The organism is Paenibacillus sp. OK060, assembly GCF_900101205.1.
Taxonomy (GTDB): Bacteria; Bacillota; Bacilli; order Paenibacillales; family Paenibacillaceae; genus Paenibacillus; species Paenibacillus marchantiae.
In genome coordinates this window covers 298,299-317,973 of record NZ_FNFR01000003.1, presented here as the reverse complement: position 1 = coordinate 317,973, position 19,675 = coordinate 298,299, and the positions used below count along the sequence as shown (strand labels likewise).

General features: G+C 47.8%; 20 protein-coding genes. 13 read left to right on the top strand and 7 right to left on the bottom strand.

All coding sequences use genetic code 11. The features are described from left to right. The first annotated feature begins 15 nt into the window (after window positions 1-15). The 6 genes from BLS14_RS13150 (at window position 16) to BLS14_RS13120 (ending at window position 6,977) form a co-directional block, all read left to right on the top strand. Window positions 16-1,074, top strand: coding sequence for an ABC transporter ATP-binding protein (locus BLS14_RS13150; protein WP_090952122.1), 1,059 nt, complete (start codon window positions 16-18; stop codon window positions 1,072-1,074). Between the two features lie 119 nt (window positions 1,075-1,193). Further along, the gene (locus BLS14_RS13145; protein WP_090952119.1) at window positions 1,194-2,951 is read left to right on the top strand and encodes an adenine deaminase; all 1,758 of its coding nucleotides are present in this window, start codon (window positions 1,194-1,196) and stop codon (window positions 2,949-2,951) included. Between the two features lie 521 nt (window positions 2,952-3,472). Beyond that, the gene (locus tag BLS14_RS13135) at window positions 3,473-4,213 is read left to right on the top strand and encodes an HAD family hydrolase (RefSeq protein WP_090952114.1); all 741 of its coding nucleotides are present in this window, start codon (window positions 3,473-3,475) and stop codon (window positions 4,211-4,213) included. A gap of 339 nt (window positions 4,214-4,552) precedes the next feature. Beyond that, entirely contained in the window at window positions 4,553-5,032 is a 480-nt protein-coding gene (locus tag BLS14_RS13130) for a Dps family protein (RefSeq protein WP_063567195.1), read from the top strand. Window positions 5,033-5,160: 128 nt separating this feature from the next. Continuing rightward, the gene (locus BLS14_RS13125; protein WP_090952112.1) at window positions 5,161-6,366 is read left to right on the top strand and encodes a nitric oxide synthase oxygenase; all 1,206 of its coding nucleotides are present in this window, start codon (window positions 5,161-5,163) and stop codon (window positions 6,364-6,366) included. A gap of 143 nt (window positions 6,367-6,509) precedes the next feature. Continuing rightward, complete coding sequence (locus BLS14_RS13120; RefSeq protein ID WP_090952110.1) at window positions 6,510-6,977, top strand: NUDIX hydrolase; 468 nt, start codon at window positions 6,510-6,512, stop codon at window positions 6,975-6,977. A 37-nt stretch (window positions 6,978-7,014) separates the two neighbouring features. On the opposite strand, the gene BLS14_RS13115 is transcribed toward BLS14_RS13120, so the two are convergent. Next, window positions 7,015-8,286: an MFS transporter gene (locus BLS14_RS13115; protein ID WP_176854497.1), complete on the bottom strand. Its 1,272-nt coding sequence runs from the start codon at window positions 8,284-8,286 to the stop codon at window positions 7,015-7,017. 257 nt (window positions 8,287-8,543) lie between these two features. Between BLS14_RS13115 and BLS14_RS13110 the strand changes: the two genes are divergently transcribed. The 4 genes from BLS14_RS13110 to BLS14_RS13095 are packed head-to-tail and all read left to right on the top strand — an operon-like array spanning window position 8,544 to window position 12,327. Further along, window positions 8,544-9,653, top strand: a complete 1,110-nt coding sequence (locus tag BLS14_RS13110; protein ID WP_063567198.1) for an ABC transporter ATP-binding protein — start codon at window positions 8,544-8,546, stop codon at window positions 9,651-9,653. After that, window positions 9,643-10,476, top strand: a complete 834-nt coding sequence (locus BLS14_RS13105; protein WP_024632841.1) for an ABC transporter permease — start codon at window positions 9,643-9,645, stop codon at window positions 10,474-10,476. The genes BLS14_RS13110 and BLS14_RS13105 overlap by 11 nt, the downstream gene beginning before the upstream one ends. Further along, entirely contained in the window at window positions 10,451-11,257 is an 807-nt protein-coding gene (locus BLS14_RS13100) for an ABC transporter permease (protein ID WP_063567199.1), read from the top strand. Before BLS14_RS13105 ends, BLS14_RS13100 begins: the two co-directional genes overlap by 26 nt. Next, the gene (locus BLS14_RS13095; RefSeq protein ID WP_090952104.1) at window positions 11,254-12,327 is read left to right on the top strand and encodes an ABC transporter substrate-binding protein; all 1,074 of its coding nucleotides are present in this window, start codon (window positions 11,254-11,256) and stop codon (window positions 12,325-12,327) included. The genes BLS14_RS13100 and BLS14_RS13095 overlap by 4 nt, the downstream gene beginning before the upstream one ends. Window positions 12,328-12,686: 359 nt before the next feature. Here the strand turns inward: BLS14_RS13095 and BLS14_RS13090 are convergent, their stop codons facing one another. Both BLS14_RS13090 and BLS14_RS13085 read right to left on the bottom strand, forming a co-directional pair. Further along, entirely contained in the window at window positions 12,687-13,187 is a 501-nt protein-coding gene (locus tag BLS14_RS13090; RefSeq protein WP_063567201.1) for a hypothetical protein, read from the bottom strand. A 189-nt stretch (window positions 13,188-13,376) separates the two neighbouring features. Next, on the bottom strand, window positions 13,377-14,420 hold the full coding sequence (locus BLS14_RS13085) for an AraC family transcriptional regulator (protein WP_072733692.1): 1,044 nt from the start codon (window positions 14,418-14,420) through the stop codon (window positions 13,377-13,379). A gap of 134 nt (window positions 14,421-14,554) precedes the next feature. Here BLS14_RS13085 and BLS14_RS13080 point away from each other — a divergent pair, with 134 nt between their 5' ends. Further along, entirely contained in the window at window positions 14,555-15,187 is a 633-nt protein-coding gene (locus tag BLS14_RS13080; RefSeq protein ID WP_090952101.1) for an NAD(P)H-dependent oxidoreductase, read from the top strand. Window positions 15,188-15,301: 114 nt separating this feature from the next. On the opposite strand, the gene BLS14_RS13075 is transcribed toward BLS14_RS13080, so the two are convergent. From BLS14_RS13075 to BLS14_RS13065, 3 genes are all read right to left on the bottom strand, one after another. Continuing rightward, on the bottom strand, window positions 15,302-16,303 hold the full coding sequence (locus BLS14_RS13075; RefSeq protein ID WP_090809032.1) for a cation diffusion facilitator family transporter: 1,002 nt from the start codon (window positions 16,301-16,303) through the stop codon (window positions 15,302-15,304). Window positions 16,304-16,502: 199 nt separating this feature from the next. Next, window positions 16,503-17,273 (bottom strand): DODA-type extradiol aromatic ring-opening family dioxygenase, encoded by a 771-nt coding sequence (locus BLS14_RS13070; protein WP_090952099.1) that lies wholly within the window; start codon window positions 17,271-17,273, stop codon window positions 16,503-16,505. Then, window positions 17,273-17,950, bottom strand: coding sequence for an alpha/beta hydrolase (locus tag BLS14_RS13065; RefSeq protein ID WP_090952096.1), 678 nt, complete (start codon window positions 17,948-17,950; stop codon window positions 17,273-17,275). The genes BLS14_RS13070 and BLS14_RS13065 overlap by 1 nt, the downstream gene beginning before the upstream one ends. Before the next feature lie 212 nt (window positions 17,951-18,162). Between BLS14_RS13065 and BLS14_RS13060 the strand changes: the two genes are divergently transcribed. After that, entirely contained in the window at window positions 18,163-18,711 is a 549-nt protein-coding gene (locus BLS14_RS13060; RefSeq protein ID WP_063567206.1) for a helix-turn-helix domain-containing protein, read from the top strand. A 15-nt stretch (window positions 18,712-18,726) separates the two neighbouring features. Beyond that, window positions 18,727-18,912, top strand: a complete 186-nt coding sequence (locus tag BLS14_RS32305; protein ID WP_139209297.1) for a hypothetical protein — start codon at window positions 18,727-18,729, stop codon at window positions 18,910-18,912. A 19-nt stretch (window positions 18,913-18,931) separates the two neighbouring features. Here the strand turns inward: BLS14_RS32305 and BLS14_RS13055 are convergent, their stop codons facing one another. After that, entirely contained in the window at window positions 18,932-19,651 is a 720-nt protein-coding gene (locus BLS14_RS13055) for a 3-ketoacyl-ACP reductase (protein WP_064641804.1), read from the bottom strand. Between the last annotated feature and the right edge of the window lie 24 nt (window positions 19,652-19,675).

The following is a 19,675-nucleotide window of genomic DNA, read 5'->3' as shown; positions in this document are numbered from 1 at the left end:
GAGGCGCAGAACGCTATGGCATTGCTGACATTGGATTGCGTATCGGTGGCTTACGATAACCAGACGATCCTGAAGGATTTTCAATTGGAGCTGGAAAAAGGTAAGCTGCTCTCCCTGCTTGGACCGAGCGGTTGCGGCAAAACAACTACGCTGCGCCTCATCGCCGGATTCCTGGAAGCAACACAGGGCAAGTTTATGTTCGGCGGCAAGGATTATACGAAGGTTCCGGTAAACAAGCGGAATTTCGGATTTGTATTTCAGAGTTATGCGCTGTTCCCGCATCTGTCTGTCTATGACAACGTGGCCTTCGGCCTGCGGATGCGCAAGGTAAAAGACAAGGATATTTCTTCACGCGTAATGCGCATCCTTGAAGTGGTGAACCTGAACGGCTTCGAGAAACGCTTCCCGCAGGAACTGTCCGGTGGACAGCGTCAGCGTGTGGCGATTGCCCGCGCACTCGTCATTGAACCGGATTTGCTGTTGTTTGATGAACCGCTCAGTAACCTGGATGCCAACCTGCGGCTGAATATGCGGGTCGAGATCCGCCGGATTCAGCAGGAACTGGGCATTACGACACTTTATGTCTCTCATGATCAGGAGGAGTGCTTCTCCATCTCGGATCAGGTAGCGATTATGAACAAAGGCGTTGTCGAGCAGCTCGACCGCCCAGAGACGATTTTTAAATACCCGGCCACAGAATTTGTAGCCCAATTTATCGGCTTCCACAATTTTATTGAATTCGCAGAGCGCAGTGATGCAGGAGAGGTGATCACGCTGAAAGCGGGTGGTCGTTTGTTCACGGCAACAGCGCATCCCGGAACAGCACGTCCCGGTGCACGCAAAGGTGCGATTCGTCCGGATGATCTGATGGTTAGCGGAGATACCTCTGGGGACATGGCAAATGCTTTGCCAGGGATTATCAAAGTAAGCACGTATCTTGGACGCAGTTATCAGTACGTCATTGAGACAGAACTTGGCGACTTCACAGCCAATCAGGAGATGGAGACACCTTATCTCAGCGGACAGCGGGTTAATCTGATTTTCCCGCAGGATAAACTTGTCCTTGTGGAATAGCCGCAGGAAGCAGAAGCAGCAAAAGAGGCATTTATCAGCTGAATCCAGAGCAATATAGCTAGTTGTAACTGCTGCTCTGGATCGCTGTAAGATGCTCATGAAGAAGGAGATTATGCCCCATGCGTGCAGATCAACTAATTAAGAATGTACATGTGTATAACAGTTATTATAAACGATTCGAAATGAACAACGTGGCTGTACTGGACGGTAGATTTATGTATGTTGGTCCAGGTGGACCGGAGATGATTGAAGCCGATGAAGTGATTGATGCACGCGGACGTTACATGATTCCGGGCCTTATTGATATTCATCTGCACATTGAGAGTACGATGGTGACACCGGCAACCTTTTCCCATGGCCTGATCCGCTGCGGGGTAACGTCCATTGTGGCGGAACCGCATGAGATGGCGAATGTGTTTGGGCTGGAAGGTGTGCAGGAGATGATGTCGGCCAGTCGTGAGACAACGGTGGACATGTTTTACGCCATCCCAAGCTCCGTTCCGGCGACTCCCATGGAAACAACAGGTGGTTCAATTGAAATCGAAGACATGGATGTGCTGCTCGCTACTGGAGAGATCATCTGTCTGGGTGAGATCATGAACTATGTGGACGTCATCCGTGATCCGGAATGCAAGACCAATCAGATTCTTCAGCATATTCGCAAAAACTATCCAGATCTTGTGATCGAAGGTCATACACCGAAATTGCTTGGGCTGGATCTGCACCGACTGATCTATGCGGGCATCGATTCCGATCATACGCATCAGAGCATTGAGGGCTTGCAGGCGCGAATTGCGGCAGGTATGTTCATTGAAATTCAGGAAAAATCGATGACGCCAGAAGTCATGGAGTACCTGATTCAGCATGATGTCGCTCAGCATTTTTGCTTCGTAACGGACGATGTTATGCCGGATTCGCTGGTAGAACGGGGACATCTGGATCATATCGTACGTAAGGCCATTCGGATGGGTATGCGCCCCGAAGATGCGATTTACGCTGCAACCTCTACCCCTGCAATCCGTATGAAAATGACTGATCGCGGTAGCATTGCCCCAGGCAAAGTGGCGGATTATGTGCTGCTGTCCAACTTAGATACACTTGCTGTAGAGCAGGTATACAAAAATGGCCGTAAAGCTTATGACGACTACGAACCGTACAAGCAGGACCGAATTAGTGGACAGTTCCCACCTCACTTTTACAAAAGTGTGCAATTGGATCTGCTGGGAGCCGAGGATTTCGCAATCCGTTTGTCTGATCCAAAGGTGAATGGGCAAAGTGAAGCATCTGACTCAGACGCGCAGTTATCTGAAAATGGTTTAAACAACTGCCGGGTTATGATGGTGAAGGATGGTTCAACCTTTGTGGAAGAGCATATTGCACAGGTTCAGGCTGCGAATGGTGAACTTCTCTGGGAAGAAAGTGAATATGGACAGATTGCGACCTTTGAACGTTATGGTGTGAACGGTAACCGAGCACATGGTTTGATTGGTGGAGACACGATCAAGCGTGGTGCCATTGCAACAACATATTCACATGATAACCACAACCTATTGGTCGTAGGACGCAATCGTGAAGATATGATCTTAGCAGCTAACACGGTAATTTCGAGCCAGGGTGGGTTCTGTGTGGTGGAAGACGGCAAAGTGTTGTCCCATCTCGAACTTCCTGTGGGTGGTATATTGACGGAGGAACCGCTGGCAGTAGTATCACACCAAGTGAAAGAGCTGCGTGCAGCGATGTTGTCTCTTGGTTATGTGCACTATAACCCAATCATGTCCATCAGTACCCATTCCCTTGCGGTAAGTCCGGCTCTGAAAATTACGGATCACGGCCTGATTGATGTGAATGCAGGCAAGGTTGTACCGTTGATACTTTAATTGGAATACACATAATCCGTAGGTATCTCTAATTAGATGATTGATCGCGGAATACTGTAAATAAGTTAAAGTGAAGAATTAGAAAAAGGTAGGTATACTGTAGAGAAAGAATACAGTGCACCTACCTTTTTTTTGAAGCTCATTTATGGCAATGATAACATTTATATATTCGATGTGAATTATCAATGCGTCTTCATTTTCTTGAGAGTTGCTGCATAGTACACTGATCTTATGGCACAACTGATCATAGGACCCATGAGTATTAAGTTGCTGTATGTTGGTACAGCAGTGTAACTATAATGGATATAAATTAGCACTGATGCCGAAACAACAAAAAGGAAGAGATTTAAGACTAAGTTGTATACTTTTCGCTTGTGTTCTTTGGGATATAAGGAGAATGTCATATAATCTACCTCCTTGCAATATTCGTTATAGAAAAATGCTAGCATTTATCAGGATTTATTTCCACATTATTGTAATTATTAATTAAATTTTATGAGATCGAATAAGGGAGATCCATCATGTTATCTAACGACAACGCCCCAAAAGCTATATTTTTCGATGTAGACGATACTTTGTATGACCACTTGCAGCCGCTTCGTGGCGCTTTACAGCAAGTTCTTGGTTTATCAGATGAGTTCCCATATGGGGAGGCATACCATCGCTTCCGTTATTATAGCGACTGGCTGTCTGCCCAAGAAGACTTGTCTGCTGTACCGGAACCGGAAGCGGTGGAACGGATGCGTCATCGCAGATTTGAGCTAACCATGGCGGAATTTGGACATCCTCTACAGCCGGGGCAGGCTGAAGAACTGCAAGCAGAGTATTTGAGTAGACAGTTTCAGATCCAGCCCTTTGAGGGAGTATATGAGCTTATTCGAAGACTTCTTGCAGAAGGGCATATGGTAGGGTTAATTACCAACGGAGAAGGAAAGCATCAGCAGCGGAAGCTCGAAGCACTGGATGTATTCAGCCTTATTCCCGAGGAACGGATCTTCATATCGGGTACCCTTGGTTACGCCAAGCCGGATCGCAGATTGTTTGAGCATGTAAGCGGGAAGACGGGATCGGATTCCGACTCCAGTTATTATATCGGCGATTCCTGGCGCAATGATGTTGTCGGTGCAGTGGATGCCGGATGGAAAGTGATCTGGTTCAACCATCGTGATGCTTTGCCAGAATCAGAGCATCAGCCTCATCACGTTGCGCGTAGTTATGAAGAGGTAAGCTGTATCCTTACATCCGAGTTAATTCAACAATAAAGCGTGCGCTATGTGCGTTGGTGCAGTCCTGATCCTCAATGAGGATTAGGGCTGTTTTTTGTTATATGGGACGTGAGGATTGTCATTGTACATCGGTGAAAATCGAGGTATAGATACTGTGTGTAAAGGTGTTTAAGGGGTCTTCTCACACTGTCCAAACATGAAGCGTAGCTTCATGGAATCTTCATTCGAAAGAGTAGGCTAAAGCCTTCACAAAGGATAAGGGCAGTGTTATAATTAAAACAAGATTTAGATTAAGTCTAAATTAAAAAAACGGAAGCGAGTTAAATTACGTGATCAAAATCAAAACTATATCGTATTCGAGAGGGGATAAATTCCATGAGCACAATCCAAACTAGAAACAATACTTTTGCAAACCATGCCACTGAACTTCAAGAGGTCCTGAACCGCCAGATCGCTGGTTGGTCTGTACTGTATACTAAATTGCACCACTTCCACTGGTATGTGAAAGGTCCTCATTTCTTCACTCTGCATGCTAAATTCGAAGAGTTGTATAACTTGGCTACGGCGAATATGGACGAAGCCGCAGAACGTCTATTGGCGATTGGTGGACGTCCGGTCGCAACGATGGCTGAACAACTGCGGTTGTCACCTGTTGAGGAAGCACAGGGACAGTTGTCGGCTGAAAAAATGGTAGAAACCGTAGTTACTGATCTGCAAGCGATGGTGGGTGTAATTAACGAGGGTATTCAAGCAGCTGGCGAAGCTGAGGATAATGCAACTGAAGATATGTTGATTGGATTCACTGCTGCATTGGATAAAGAGGTCTGGATGTTAAACGCATTTCTGGGCAAATAAGCTAAGTTACCCTGCATCCTGAACAACGATATGTAGAGTCCGTGAACAAAGTGCCCGTTCGCTTACAAATCCGGTGTGCTTGCCGTATAATGATGGCATTCAAGATGTATAGATTGGTGGAGTGAATAATGCGGACAGACCTGGAAGAACTGCGGGATGAAGCTGAACGGTTTATATATAGATGTTATGAAGAGCTGGGCCATTCGCGTGAAGACGCGCAGGCCCGGCTTGTTGCAGTTTTGAACGAGATTGAACACACAGGCACATATGTGCATACTGCGGAGGAACTGGAGCATGGCTGTAAAATGGCATGGCGGAACAGCAATCGCTGCATCGGGCGGCTATTCTGGGATAAACTGCGCATTGTGGATGCACGTCATGCAGATACGGTTGGAACGGCAGCGGATGCTGTGATGGCGCACATCAGAGTGGCCTCCAACAAAGGGAAGATTATTCCCATGATTACCATCCTTCCACCTGATGGACCGAATGGAGCCCCTGTGCGAATTTGGAATCACCAGTTAATCCGTTATGCCGGATATGAGACGACGGAAGGCATTGTAGGTGATCCTGCCTCCGTTGAGCTAACGAAGACAGCAATGTCGCTTGGCTGGCTGGGGGAAGGCACGCCTTATGATGTGCTTCCATTGATTATCCAGGCTAAGGGGCAAGCTCCAGAGTGGTATCCTGTGCCCGAGGAAGACATCGTGGAAGTGAAGTTTGAACACCCGGAGCGTCCCGAGATTGCTGAACTGGACATGCGCTGGTACGGTGTACCAATGATTGCCGATATGCGGCTGGAGATTGGCGGCATATCCTACCCGGCAGCACCATTCAACGGCTGGTATATGGGCACTGAGATTGGCGCACGCAATCTGGCAGATACGTTTCGGTATAATAAACTACCAGCGGTAGCGGCAGCACTTGGCTTGAATACGTCGAGTGAAACGACGTTGTGGAAGGATCGGGCTCTGGTAGAGCTGAATGTAGCGGTGCTGCATTCGTTCAAGAAAGCAGGCGTTAGCATTGTGGATCACCACACAGCGGCAGCGCAATTTGCCTTGTTTGAGCAGCGGGAAGAGAAGGCCGGGCGCGAACTGACAGGAGATTGGGTCTGGCTGATTCCGCCGGTGTCGCCGGCAACGACGCATATTTTCCACAGTTCCTATCGCAATGAGATTGTGAAGCCCAACTTTTTCTATGGAGATCATTCTTACACATCGGATTCAGAGAAATTGGAAGCTGAACGGATGGACAGGGGAAAACAACAACCCGAGGGGGATCAGCAGCCTCATGCTGAGAACCCACCAATGAAATGCCCGTTTGCACACTGATGTGTGAACGGGTTGTTTTTTTTCTGTTTTTTCATCAAAGCACGGATTCTAAAATAGGAAATAAAGCTGAAGATTCTTTCTCTATATGGAAATTAATTGCACTTCTATAATGAGGATCATGACTTAATATAGGAGGCTTACCCATGGGTTACATTGAATCGCTTCGAGAAATGGTTGGCAATGCACCGGTTATTCTGGTGAGACCGAGTATTTTGATTTTGAATAAATCAGGTGAAATTTTGTTGGTTCGACATGTGGATCATACCTGGGGAGTACCGGGTGGGTTTATGGAGTTGGGCGAATCGGTGGAAGAGTCTGCGAGGCGAAAGGTCAAAGAGGAAATTGGAATACAGATCAAGAAACTCGTGCTATACGGCGTCTTTTCGGGGAAAGAGTTATATACGAAATTAAGAAATGGACATGAATATTATAATGTGGTCATTGGTTATATTTGCACGGAGTTTGAAGGTGAGTTGAAGCCCGATGGGGTGGAAGTTCTTGAAGTGAAGTTTTACAAGCCGACGGAATTGCCTGAGAACACAGACCCTTATTTGAAAAATAAAATCAAAGAAAATGCACTACATATCGCAGCACTATTGGGTAAAAAATGAATGGAGGCTGCCCACAGATGTGGGCAGTTTTGTGCGTCTACACTCGTTTCGATCTGTAACGTCTGCGCATCACTGCCTGAACGGCAATTGCAGCAGCAATGAGAAGCAGATTGAACACAAACACGGTATACAGCGATCCACGCTCCACAAGCAGAGCAGCCACCAGAGGGGATACGATGGAACCGATCTCTGCCACAGAGACAATTTTGCCTATGACGGAGCTCCTACCCTCGTCCGGGATATGATCCCCGATATGAGCAAAGAACGAATCCATGTAACATGCACCGCCTACGCCACCGATCAGCATGCCCACGTAAACCAGCACATACGAAGATGTGCTCAGAAAAACGACCACTTCGATACCAATCATCAGCATGCCGAACATGCAGAGCAGCAGACGATCACCCATCCGATCAGACAGGTAACCGGCTATCGGAGCAGCCGCGAGTGTAGAAATACCAACGACGGTAAAGGCAAGACTGATCGCAAACGGGTCCCAGTGCATGATATGAGCTGCATACAATGCAAAATAAGTCAGAAACACGGCATAAGCACTCATCTCTAGGAAATGAACCGTACCGTAGCCAATCAGTTGCTGCCGCCGGGTAAGTCCGGTGGACGGTTCAGGAGTGATTGGGCTAGGAGTAGCGTTTACTGGAGAAACTGTATAATCGGCAGGCGTTTGCGTTGGTTTGGCATGCGTTGGAGACTCGCTTAAGTCGTGGCCGTCCGCCACATTTTCAGATACAGGATTGGGCTTTGCTGCTGTCTTCATCCCCATTGCTGCAACCACAGCCATCAGGCAGCACACGGTAACGAGTAAAAAAGGCACCGACAAAGGCCAATGCAACGAGAGCCAACCGCTGATGACCGGACCCAGCACCATGCCCCCACCTTCACTGCTGCTGATATAACCGTTGTAGAGCCCCCGGTTGTCGACGTTCCCCTCATCCCCAATGATGGAACGTACGACGACCGTAAGTCCGGTAGAAGCGAGCCCTTGCAGCAGCCGCAGCAGACCAAATACTAGTGCGGCAGAAGATACAGCGAAACCGCCCATACAAACAGCGAGCAGCAGAAGCATGGCAATAAGTGCCCGCTTGCCCCCGATTTTTCGATAGAGTGCCGCAGCGGGCACCCCGCCAATCACTTTACCGACATAAAAGAGTGCAAAAATAACCCCCATCATCCAGCCGGACAGGCCGAATTCCTCAATAAACAAAGGGAACAGGGGCAGGATCATGAAACCGCCCATCTGACTCAGAAAACAAATGATCATCAGCAAAGGCAGGTTACGACGAATATCCACGAACAGGACTCCTTTCACATGACTTGATTCCGAAATCCTCATGAAATCGCTCTACATGGATGCGTAGATATCGACATATACCCGTAATGTATGCTGTATTTGTGAGAATAAGAAGAAATAACACATGGCGTTTACATCAAAACCATTGCGGATATAGCTGAATCATATATAATAGATGGGATTTGTAATGAAGCATGCATGAAAAGAAGTGTACAGGCTCAAGGTATACCTCAAGTTTAAAGGGGGCGAAATGAAGCATGTCAGAACAACAACCGATTATCCGGTTCGACCGGGTGACCCAGCAATACGATCAGGATGAAGCCGTATTGAAGGAGGTCAGCTTCGAGATTGAGCGGGGTAAATTTTATACGCTACTCGGCCCGTCAGGCTGCGGGAAAACAACGATATTGCGCCTGATCGCCGGCTTTGCGGAGCCGACACAGGGCAGTATTTATTTTAACGGTGCACTGATTAACCAAGTGCCGGCTCACCAGCGGCAGGTGAATACCGTATTTCAGGATTATGCGTTATTTCCACATTTGAACGTATTTGAGAACGTAGCTTTTGGTTTGCGAATCAAAAAAATGAAAACCGCTGAAATTCAAGGCAAAGTGCTGGAAGCACTCAAGTTCGTCAATCTCTCTGGCTATGAAAACCGTGAAATTGGCGAGATGTCTGGCGGACAACGGCAGCGTGTCGCCATTGCGCGGGCGATTGTGAATGAACCCGAGATTTTGCTGCTGGACGAGCCGCTCTCAGCGCTCGATCTGAAGCTGCGGACCGAAATGCAGTATGAACTGCGTGAGCTGCAACAGCGATTGGGCATTACGTTTATTTTTGTCACACATGATCAGGAAGAAGCCTTGGCGATGTCGGATGAGATCTTTGTCCTGAACGGCGGCGTCATTCAACAGAGCGGCACACCGAATGATATCTATGATGAGCCGATTAACCGTTTTGTGGCGGACTTTATTGGTGAATCGAACATTGTATCCGGCAAAATGAAGCAGGACTTTGTGGTGGAATTCGCTGGCGCAGAGTACGAGTGTGTCGATCAGGGTTTGCAGCGGGACGAGCCTGTGGAGATTGTAATTCGTCCAGAGGATATGGAGATTACAACCGAGGAACAGGGCAAGATGCAGGTCAACGTGGACTCTCAGCTGTTCCGTGGGGTTCATTACGAGATATCCACATACGATGATGCGGGTAATGAGTGGCTGGTGCATTCCACGAAGAAAGCCGTCGTAGGCGCTCGTATTGGATTGTATTTTGACCCGGAAGCCATCCACGTAATGCGCTTTAACGAGACGGAAGAAGAGTTCGATAAACGTCTGGAAGCCTATCAAGAGGCCGTTCATGCAGACTAAGGCGAGTACACGCAATGCGTATCTGATTCCATATGTATTGTGGATGGTGTTGTTTGTAGTTGCTCCGGTTCTGTTGGTGGTGTATTACTCGTTCTTCGATGTGGAGGGCAATTTCACGCTGGGTAACTACGCTCGGTTCTTTACACCTGTGTACATGCAGATGACCCTGAGCTCGTTCTGGTATGCATTTCTGATCACGGTGTTCTCGCTGTTGGTCTCGTATCCGACGGCGTATCTACTGACTCGTACGAAGCACAAGCAGCTGTGGCTGCTGCTTATAATTTTGCCAAGCTGGATCAATCTGTTGTTAAAAGCGTACGCCTTTATCGGCCTGTTCGGCACGTATGGCTTGACCAATTCCTTGCTGGAAGTGGTGGGAATTGGCACGCAACAGATTTTGTTCACCGATTTCAGTTTTATCTTTGTCTCGGTGTATATCTTCATTCCATTCATGATCCTGCCGATCTTTAACGCGCTGGAAGAGATGAATCCGTCTCTGATCTATGCGGCCCGGGATCTTGGGGCATCGTCATGGCTGACGTTCCGCCGGGTTATCTTCCCGTTGACGCTCAGCGGAGTGAAATCCGGCTGTCAGGCCGTATTTATTCCGGCGCTATCTTTGTTCATGATTACCCGCCTTATTGCGGGGAACCGGGTAATTACGCTGGGAACAGCGATTGAGCAGCATTTTCTCGTCACCCAGGACTGGGGGATGGGTTCGACGATTGCCGTCTTTTTGATTATTGCGATGGCGATCATTATGTTCCTGACTGGATCAGGCAAGAAGGAGGTGCGTAATGGGAAGAAACGGAAAGCTGTCTAACGTCTATCTGGCCGTTGTATTCGCCATACTGTACGCACCGATTGCGTATCTGATCTTCTATTCCTTCAACAGTGGCGGGCATATGCGCGGTTTCGAAGGATTTACATTGAAATGGTACAGGGAAGTATTTGCCGATACCCGGCTGCTGATCATTGTACTCAATACGTTCATTATTGCGCTCCTGTCCTCTGCGATCTCGACGATGCTCGGTGTGGCAGGGGCACTGGCGATCTACCATGTGCGGCGCAAACGGACCAAGAATACGTTGCTGTCACTCAATAACGTGCTGATCGTTAGTCCAGATGTCATCATTGGTGCATCCTTTCTGATTCTATTCACCATGATTGGCATCAAGCTTGGATTCACTTCGGTATTGTTGTCTCATATCGCATTCAGCGTGCCGATTGTTGTGATTATGGTACTGCCAAAGCTTCAGGAGATGAGCCCGACATTGATGGATGCGGCGCGCGATCTGGGTGCTGGATCATGGCAGATCCTAACTCGTGTCGTGCTTCCATACGTTAAACCGGGTATTTTTGCCGGATTCTTCATGGCATTGACTTACTCGCTGGATGACTTTGCGGTAACATTCTTTGTCACGGGTAACGGATACTCCACACTCTCTGTGGAGATTTATTCAAGAGCAAGGCAGGGTGTGTCATTGTCCATCAATGCGCTGTCCACGCTGCTGTTCCTGCTGACGGTGCTGCTGGTGGTTGGGTATTACTTCATTAACCGCCGTGCAGCGCGAACGCCTGCGGGAAGGGGGCTGCGTCCATGAGGCAACTGGTTCGGACATTTGCGATTGTATTTGTGGCTGCCTTTGCCTTGATGATTCTCGCTTCGTATCTGAACAAGAGTCAGGGGTATTCCGGCGGCAACACGCTGACGATTTACAACTGGGGCGATTATATCGATCCTGATTTGCTGAAGGAATTTGAACAAGAGACCGGCATCAAGGTGATCTATCAGACGTTTGATTCGAACGAAGCGATGTTAACCAAGATTGAGCAGGGCGGAACGACGTTTGATGTGGCGATTCCTTCTGAGTATGCGATTAGCAAAATGAAAGAGGAAAACCTGCTCATTCCGCTGGATCACAGCAAGCTGCCCAATCTAAGCAACATCGACTCCCGGTTTATGGACCTATCCTTTGATGAGGGCAACAAGTACTCCATCCCTTACTTCTGGGGAACGGTGGGTATTGTGTACAATCCTGAACTGGTCGATGGGTTAACGTTTGAGAGCTGGAATGATCTGTGGGACCCACGTTTGAAAAATCAAATCCTGCTGCTCGACGGTGCCCGTGAAGTCATGGGCATGGGGCTGAACAGCCTCGGGTATTCGTTGAACGATACGAACGAAGATCATCTGCAGGAAGCTTTGAAGAAACTGTCCACCCTCACGCCTAACGTCAGAGCGATTGTCGGAGACGAGATCAAAATGCTGCTGGCAAACGAGGAAGCGGCGGTAGGACTCGTATGGTCCGGTGATGCGTCAGAAATTATGGATGAGAACGACAAGCTGGATTACGTGGTTCCGGAGGAAGGCTCGAACCTTTGGTTCGATAACATGGTCATTCCGAAGACCGCGAGTAATATTGAAGGTGCTCATCAGTTTATCAACTTCATGCTGGACCCTGATCATGCGGCTCGTAATACTGAATATGTAGGGTACTCTACACCGAACGCCGAGGCATTGAAGCTGCTGCCAGAGGATATTTCGGAGGATGAACGATTCTATCCAGATGAGACACTGACGGGTAAGCTGGAAGTGTACAATAATCTGGGCAAAAAAATGCTCTCGCATTATAACGATTTGTTCCTTGAATTTAAAATGCATAGCAAGTAAAAGGTATTCGAGTGAGATGCACAGCGTCTCTCTAATTCATTAAAACTCCAATGGGAGTTAATGACCACCAATAGCGCGTGTACAGTTCGTTAGAATAAATAGGGGTGCAGCTCGTCATTTCAATTGAATGACGAGCTGCACCCCTACATTTTTACTCTGCCTCAGAGCAAATAGCTCAAGTGTTTTGTTCTATTTAGTTTACACGTTAACGGAGAGGACAGAACAAACTGAAGAAGCGAAGCGCTCGCCTTTATCTCCGGATTTTTCCCTTTATTAAAGGGGAATCAAGAAAATCTGGAGATAACAGCGATCAAAAGTTGTTTTGTCATCGGAGTGGTCAAGTGGAAACAATCAGAAGTTTACATGCGCTTTTTGCGACCCACAATGATCCACGCTCCACCCATAATCAGCACAATCGCCACGAATGGCTGGATAAAGGACAGACTGTTCAGCATCGTGCCAATCGACATGACGGCGAAGAATAACAGTGAGATAACCGTCAGAATGTTGATCGGAATCAGCAACCATTTGTTACGGCCACCGAACCAATACAATTCGAACAGACCTACCGCTACCGCAAGAATGAAGCCGGGCCACATCGTGCTCCAGTTACCAAAAAGCATGGCGATCTGGGAGACAACACCTACCGTAAGCAAGATGCCCCCGGGAACAAGTAATCCGATCCCTCGTCCAATCATGGAGAAGTAGAGCCAATGGAAGAATAAACCCAATGGAATTACAAATAGGGTGGGCCAGAACGTGGCAAAGATTGTACCTGGACCGAGTGAACCTCCCTGGTTCAAAATCAGGTACACGCCGAGCAAAATAAGCACAGGCGCAAGGATGGTGCGTTTAGCCATGATATCTCTCCTTTTCAATACAAGATCAATTCCCGAACGGTCATGGAGTATGTTTTCTCGTTATTCACAGCATACCATGAACCGCAAAAGGGTATCCTCGGTCTTTGGAGTTAAACTTCACCTAGACTAAAGTCTAGGTTCAAAACATGTAATCACTAATCCCCTTAGGAGGATTGGATTCGGGATTATTCAACTACGGGGCTGCATGGGCTGTTTGAGACTGGAACGGTATTGCCCGGGAGTCTGTCCCGTCCACTTTTTGAAGGCATTCTGAAACGCGCTTTGCTCCGAAAAATGTAAGGCATACGCAATATCCCCCACGGAATAGGTTCCCTTCTGCAAATATCGCAATGCCATTTCCTTGCGTACCTGAACGGATATCTCATGATACGTTGTATCTTCTTCACGCAATCGGCTCTGAAGTGTGCGAATGCTCACGCCCAGATACTCTGCGGTGTGTTGTAATGTGGGAAAGAAGGTTGGTAGGCTCTCCATCATCCATCGACTTACTTTGCCAGAGAAGGATTGAGATGAATGAAGCTCATCTTTGCTTTCCTGAGCCATGGTTTCAAAGACCTTCAGCATTCTTGCATCCGAATATAATACGGGCTGATCCAGAATGTCTTTGTGCATTCGCAGGAGTGTACGGGTAGCCCCGAATCGAGGCTCTATTCCGAACATGCCAACATAAGGAGATAGATCGCCTGAAGCATCGGGGGCTTGATGACTAAACTGAACCTCTTTTAACTCCACCCGGCGATTCGCCAGTTTGCTGATCAAATACACCATCGAGACAGCCATATCTTCCACACAATGACGGGACATCTGCTTCTCCGAATTTTGCAAAGACAATTGAAGGATCAAATCCGTTCCGGCTACTTTCCAATCCAGATTAAATCCACTATATAGAATGATGTTATATCGTTGATAAGCAGCGAGTGCATCTCCAATCGTCTTGGAATGCATCATGACGTAACCAGGAAGGCCAAGGTCCGCAAAGTCCAGCAGTTGTCCCTGGTTCAATCCAAAATACAGATCATCCGAGTATCTGGCAGCATACTGCATAATCCGTTCCAACTCTTCAACTGGAATACGTGCTTCCGGATTCTGCATAATAGCAGGATCTACGCTGACGTACTCGAAAAACGCTTCGGATTCGTACCCTTTGTTCACCAGCGTCTTCATAATCGGATACAACATGGAAATGGACACACCGTGATTATGGTTGTTCATGCTACCCCCTTTTGCGCGAATCAGCAATGTTTTGGCGCCGTTGATCATTTGTTTATGTATGCGTTCATTCTATGCTTGTGATATGCCTGCTTCTTCGGCCTTCATGAACTTTATTATACAGGAGGAACAGATGTATGAAGTCAAATATTTTGGTAATTAATGGTCATCTGGATCCGCAAAGTTACTGCAAAGCACTGTCAGAAGCCTATATAAAAGGAGCTCGACAATCGGGCAGTTCTGTGGAACTGATCGACCTGAGCCATATTCAGTTTAATCTCAATCTTCAGTACGGGTACCGTCAGCGGACGGAATTGGAGCCTGATTTGGTGAGAGCTCAGGAATTGATCCGATGGGCGGACCATCTGGTGTTTGTATATCCGACGTGGTGGGGAGTGATGCCTGCTATTTTGAAAGGGTTTATTGATCGGGTGTTTTTGCCTGGATTCGCGATGAAAGATCGGGAGGACTCACCCCTATGGGACAAATTGCTGAAAGGAAGGTCTGCCCACATCATTGTGACCATGGATACACCACGCTGGTACAATCGATTGATTTACAGACATGCAGGGCACCGGGTCATGAAATCCAATATTCTCAAATTCTGCGGGGTCTCCCCGGTACGTGTAACCGAGATTAGTCCAATCAAAGGCTCCACTGAGGCGTTCCGTCTGAAATGGCTGGATAAATTGATGAAGATGGGCATGAAGCAAGGTGGCAGAAGTAAACCCCATGCTGGTCACTCAGCGAATTCTAACCAACAAGTTTAGCCCAACTTTAGCAGCCATGGAGTTATATTAGCTATGTCACGTTGTTTGCTATGTAAAGAAGCCCACTCCGCGAAGAGTAGGCTTCTTTTATCTTTTATAAAAGGGAGCAGGCCCTTATTTCACCACATCAGAATGCTTCTTGCCCCAGCTGTTCACACCATCATCTTCGATAATAGAGATGGCCGCATCGGCGATGTCTGGATCTGTCATTAACTTCTCTTGGATACGGAACTTGATATCATCTGCATCGGCAAGGCTCAATCCTTTGGTCAGTTCGATCAGACCCTCAACGTGGTAATAACGACCTTCCTGAATAATGCGCATCATCTGGATATCTGCAACATGAGAGTCTGCCAGAATGGTCTGGGATACTTTATCCTCAACATCCTGTGGAGCCGCTACACCAATCAGTCCGATCATATTGTCATAACCGACACGGAAAGCGACAGCAATCATCAAGCATCCAATAATGGTCGTCACGATTCCATCCAGCAATGCAAAATTGGTCAGTGCAATGACGACGACAGAGATCAGTGCGAGTGTCGCACCGAGTACCGCTACAATATCTTCGTAAAATACAAGCCGTGTTGGCGGTGCGGCGCGTCCTACATTTTTGATTGCAGCAGGGAACAGGGCGAGGCCTGACGCTTTGGGCGCACGTGCTTCGTGTAGAATTTCTTTCATTGCTTTAATCAAAATGGCTCCATCGATCACAATGTTAAGCACCAGCACGCCGATGTTAATCCAGATACCGCCGGAATGAGCAGCTGGATGCAGTAATAGATGAATGCCTTCATGGATCGTTTCATACGCCATAATGGTAACAACGATAACGGCAATCATACAGAAAATGTTGATGACTCGCCCGAATCCGGTCGGAAAGCGGCGTGTAGGTTTTTTCTCGGACAACACACTTCCGACAAAGACAAACCCTTGGTTGATGGCATCGGCTAGAGAGTGCATCGCCGAGGCGAACATGGCGCCACTGCCACTGAATAGAAAGGCTCCTCCTTTGCACAGTGCAAGTACAGCATTTCCTGCCATAGCTACAGCCGAGGATGTGTTCCCCTTTTTGACGAGAGACATTAAGCTCTCAGACTTTGGTTGTTCAGCCACTTCGAATGTTCCTCCCAGAAAGATGTGATAGGTGTAGAAAGAGTATTCCTTAATTACAGCTTGGTCATTTCCACTAAATGTTATTATAGCTTGCTTTACAACTCCCAGCATTATGCAAAAAAGGTCATATCACTAAAAACACTCGTACGAGTTCGCACGAGTGTCTGGTTATTTTTATATAAAATGTTATATCAATCGATCAATCAAATCTCCAGCAGGACAGGCTCAGGTTGCCATACTGATAGGCTTTGAACAGGAGTGATGCCTGCTTGTTCTGATCTCCCGCACCCATGGAGAGCAGCAATGGTACAAAATGCTCTGGCGTAGGCACGGCTGCTTGGGCTGATGGCGCCAGCTTGTCATAGGCGAATAGGGACGCTGTATCCCAGCTCACAAGTTTGTCTTGCAGCCAGTTGTCAAACGCCATGGCCCAAGGGTCAACGCCTGCGCTTTCCCAGTTTAACTGACGCAGGTTGTGTACCGTCCCACCACTGCCAATGACGAGAACGTCCTGCTCACGCAATGTGGCGAGTGCCTGCCCAACCTGATACTGCTGTTCATTGGACAGATAACGGTTCACGGATAAAGCAACGACCGGAATGTCCGCATTTGGATAGAGCAGGCGAAGCACAACCCAAGCACCGTGATCCAGACCACGAACAGAGTCGCTTTCCACCGGAATACCAGCATCCCCGAACAGGCGCTGAATCTCCGCTGTTGTCTCTTCATGTCCTTGTGCAGGGTATTTGATCTGATACAGCTCGGGCTGGAAGCCGCCAAAATCGTAGATGGTCTCGTAGTTGGCTACTGAAGAAACCAATTGAGTTGTAGATTCCCAGTGAGCAGAGAACAATACGATCGCTTTGGGTTTCGGCAGTTCCTGTCCAAGTTTTTGCAGAAATTCAGTATATGCATTTTCCTCCAGTGCAAGTGATGGCGCACCGTGAGCGATAAACAGGGATGGCATCATTATGAATTCAGTCCTTTCGGGTCTTCGGCAGTCAGCTTGGCGGCATCCGTCCGAAGCCATTGTTGAAATTGTTGATATAAGTCGGGGATGACTTGGTGTCCACCGTGATATGGAACATACGTAACGTTATTGGTCTGTTCCCGGAAGAAGCTGGCGTTATCTTCGCCAAGTTGCAGCGGGAAGAGATGATCCTGATCGCCATGCGATATAAATACAGATAACTCTGAGTTGGGCTGTATCTTGTATTCGTCTTTCACAAATTGCGGAATGTAACCACTCATGGCTACAATTCCCTTGATTGCATCTCCCATGATCAGCGAGAGCGTCATCGCCATAATGGCTCCTTGACTGAATCCGGCGATATAACGCCGTGCGGGATCAATGGCATATTTGGCAGACAAGTCAACCATTAGCTGTTGCAGTCCCTGAACAGAGGCGTCGAACAACTCACGGACGGGGTTGCCAATGCTTTTAATTTGAAAAAAGGCGTAGCCGCTACCCTGAACAATGGGCCCACGTACGGCAACGATAATAAAATTGGACTGAAGAGGCTCCATTAAGCGAAGCATATCCTGTTCATCCGAACCCATGCCATGCAGGGCAAAGATAACGGGATATTGTTGTTCTGTATTGTAATTGGAAGGAAGCCGAACCTCGTAAGTCAATGAATAATTCAATGCAACCACCACCTGATAAGAAATGAGTAATCAAAATAAAGTTTACTAATATGAAATTAATATTCTTATTGATGAACAAAATTTATCATGATTCCATTGTAGGGTCAATATTTTTTTTGTATTATGAAAATATGTTCCGTATAAGAAATCTATAATGCTCAATAACGATGGTTGGGTATCGGATATACAGATCAAAGGGGGAGGATTGCAACATGGATATTGGTCTAGCCATTCGTACGATCCGCAAACAAAAACAGATCACCATCATGCAAATGTGCGAGGGTACGGGGCTGTCCAAGGGATTTATCAGCAACGTGGAAAATAATAAAACATCACCGTCCATCGCGACGCTTGAAAGTATCGCAGATTATCTGAAAGTGCCACTGCCATACTTGCTGCTGTCACCGGAGCAGCGGATGAACGTGGTGCGCAAGGATGAGCGCAAAGAGACGACTGCCGGAAGTGGGCAGATCAAAGTACAGCATCTAACGGCAAAGGGTGCCATGCGCATGTCCATTGTAGAGCTGCCAGCAGGTGCATCGACTGGGGTTAATAAGCACGCCGGAGAAGAGAGTCATCTGGTTCTGCAAGGCCGAATTCGCGCAGAGCAGTGTGAGGACGTAGAGATTCTGGAAGCGGGGGATTCATTCAGCTGGAATGCCATCGTTCCCCACGAAGTAACCAATATTGGGGAGGAACCCGCGGTAGTACTAATCGCCGTGTCCAAGGAACTGGATTTGGACCATTTGTGGAACGCATAAGCAGAGAATCGCGGAATGGAGAATGAGAGAAGTAACGCTGCATTAATCATAAGGGTAGAGATTCAGCGTGATGAATCGTATTCGGACACGATGGCGACTGCTGAATATGTAAAAGGCCGCCCAGAGGTTTCTCGGGCGGCCGGATGGCGACGGAGTGCATCATTAGAAATGGTTGCTTCCGTCATTCATTGTTCTTTATAAATGGTCTCACTACTCCTGCTTACTGTGGATTAGTTGTCCAGATGCCTGCGGCTTTAACAAATACACGGTCCGACAGTTTGAGCGTCGCCAAAGCCAGTTCAGCTACGTCTTCCGCTTGCATCATGCGGTCTTCGTCTCCAATTTTGAGTCCGGCATTCGTCGCCAGCTCCGTGTTCACTGTACTTGGTGTTAACGCAGTAACCCGAATATTGGATTTGCGCACTTCCTGCATCAGGGATTCGGTCATGCCGAGCAATGCGAATTTGGAAGCACAGTAAGCTGAGCCTGTAGCAAATCCACGCTCGCCTGCGGTGGAGGCGATGTTGATAATGCTGCCGCTGCTTTCCTTAATCATGCTTGGCAGTACAGCACGAGTTACATAGTATGTACCCATGACATTAACATGCAGGATACGTTCCCACTCTTCCGGGTCCATATCCAGCAGTGTGCCGAAGCTTGCAATGCCTGCATTGTTGATCAGAATATCGACTGCGCCAAGCTCCATCTCAATCGCAGCTACGGCTGCTTCAGCCTGAGTGCGATCGGAAATATCCGCAATAGCACTGGTTACTTTTACACCATATTCCTGGCTCAGCGATTGCTGGAGAGCCTCCAGATCGGAGGCCGTCCGAGCGATCAGGCCGAGATGTACACCTTCCTTGGCAAGTGCTTCAGCAATGGCACGGCCAATACCTTTACCGGCGCCAGTGATGACAGCCGTTTTATTTTTAAGTTCCATGTGGGTAACTCCTCCTTAGAATTG

Bases quoted from the DNA above. Each gene is read 5' to 3' on its own strand.
- BLS14_RS13150 (WP_090952122.1), top strand. From the start codon at position 16: ATGGCATTGCTGACATTGGATTGCGTATCGGTGGCTTACGATAACCAG.
- BLS14_RS13145 (WP_090952119.1), top strand. From the start codon at position 1,194: ATGCGTGCAGATCAACTAATTAAGAATGTACATGTGTATAACAGTTAT.
- BLS14_RS13135 (WP_090952114.1), top strand. From the start codon at position 3,473: ATGTTATCTAACGACAACGCCCCAAAAGCTATATTTTTCGATGTAGAC.
- BLS14_RS13130 (WP_063567195.1), top strand. From the start codon at position 4,553: ATGAGCACAATCCAAACTAGAAACAATACTTTTGCAAACCATGCCACT.
- BLS14_RS13125 (WP_090952112.1), top strand. From the start codon at position 5,161: ATGCGGACAGACCTGGAAGAACTGCGGGATGAAGCTGAACGGTTTATA.
- BLS14_RS13120 (WP_090952110.1), top strand. From the start codon at position 6,510: ATGGGTTACATTGAATCGCTTCGAGAAATGGTTGGCAATGCACCGGTT.
- BLS14_RS13110 (WP_063567198.1), top strand. From the start codon at position 8,544: ATGTCAGAACAACAACCGATTATCCGGTTCGACCGGGTGACCCAGCAA.
- BLS14_RS13105 (WP_024632841.1), top strand. From the start codon at position 9,643: ATGCAGACTAAGGCGAGTACACGCAATGCGTATCTGATTCCATATGTA.
- BLS14_RS13100 (WP_063567199.1), top strand. From the start codon at position 10,451: ATGGGAAGAAACGGAAAGCTGTCTAACGTCTATCTGGCCGTTGTATTC.
- BLS14_RS13095 (WP_090952104.1), top strand. From the start codon at position 11,254: ATGAGGCAACTGGTTCGGACATTTGCGATTGTATTTGTGGCTGCCTTT.
- BLS14_RS13090 (WP_063567201.1), bottom strand. From the start codon at position 13,187: ATGGCTAAACGCACCATCCTTGCGCCTGTGCTTATTTTGCTCGGCGTG.
- BLS14_RS13085 (WP_072733692.1), bottom strand. From the start codon at position 14,420: ATGAACAACCATAATCACGGTGTGTCCATTTCCATGTTGTATCCGATT.
- BLS14_RS13080 (WP_090952101.1), top strand. From the start codon at position 14,555: ATGAAGTCAAATATTTTGGTAATTAATGGTCATCTGGATCCGCAAAGT.
- BLS14_RS13070 (WP_090952099.1), bottom strand. From the start codon at position 17,273: ATGATGCCATCCCTGTTTATCGCTCACGGTGCGCCATCACTTGCACTG.
- BLS14_RS13060 (WP_063567206.1), top strand. From the start codon at position 18,163: ATGGATATTGGTCTAGCCATTCGTACGATCCGCAAACAAAAACAGATC.
- BLS14_RS32305 (WP_139209297.1), top strand. From the start codon at position 18,727: ATGGAGAATGAGAGAAGTAACGCTGCATTAATCATAAGGGTAGAGATT.
- BLS14_RS13055 (WP_064641804.1), bottom strand. From the start codon at position 19,651: ATGGAACTTAAAAATAAAACGGCTGTCATCACTGGCGCCGGTAAAGGT.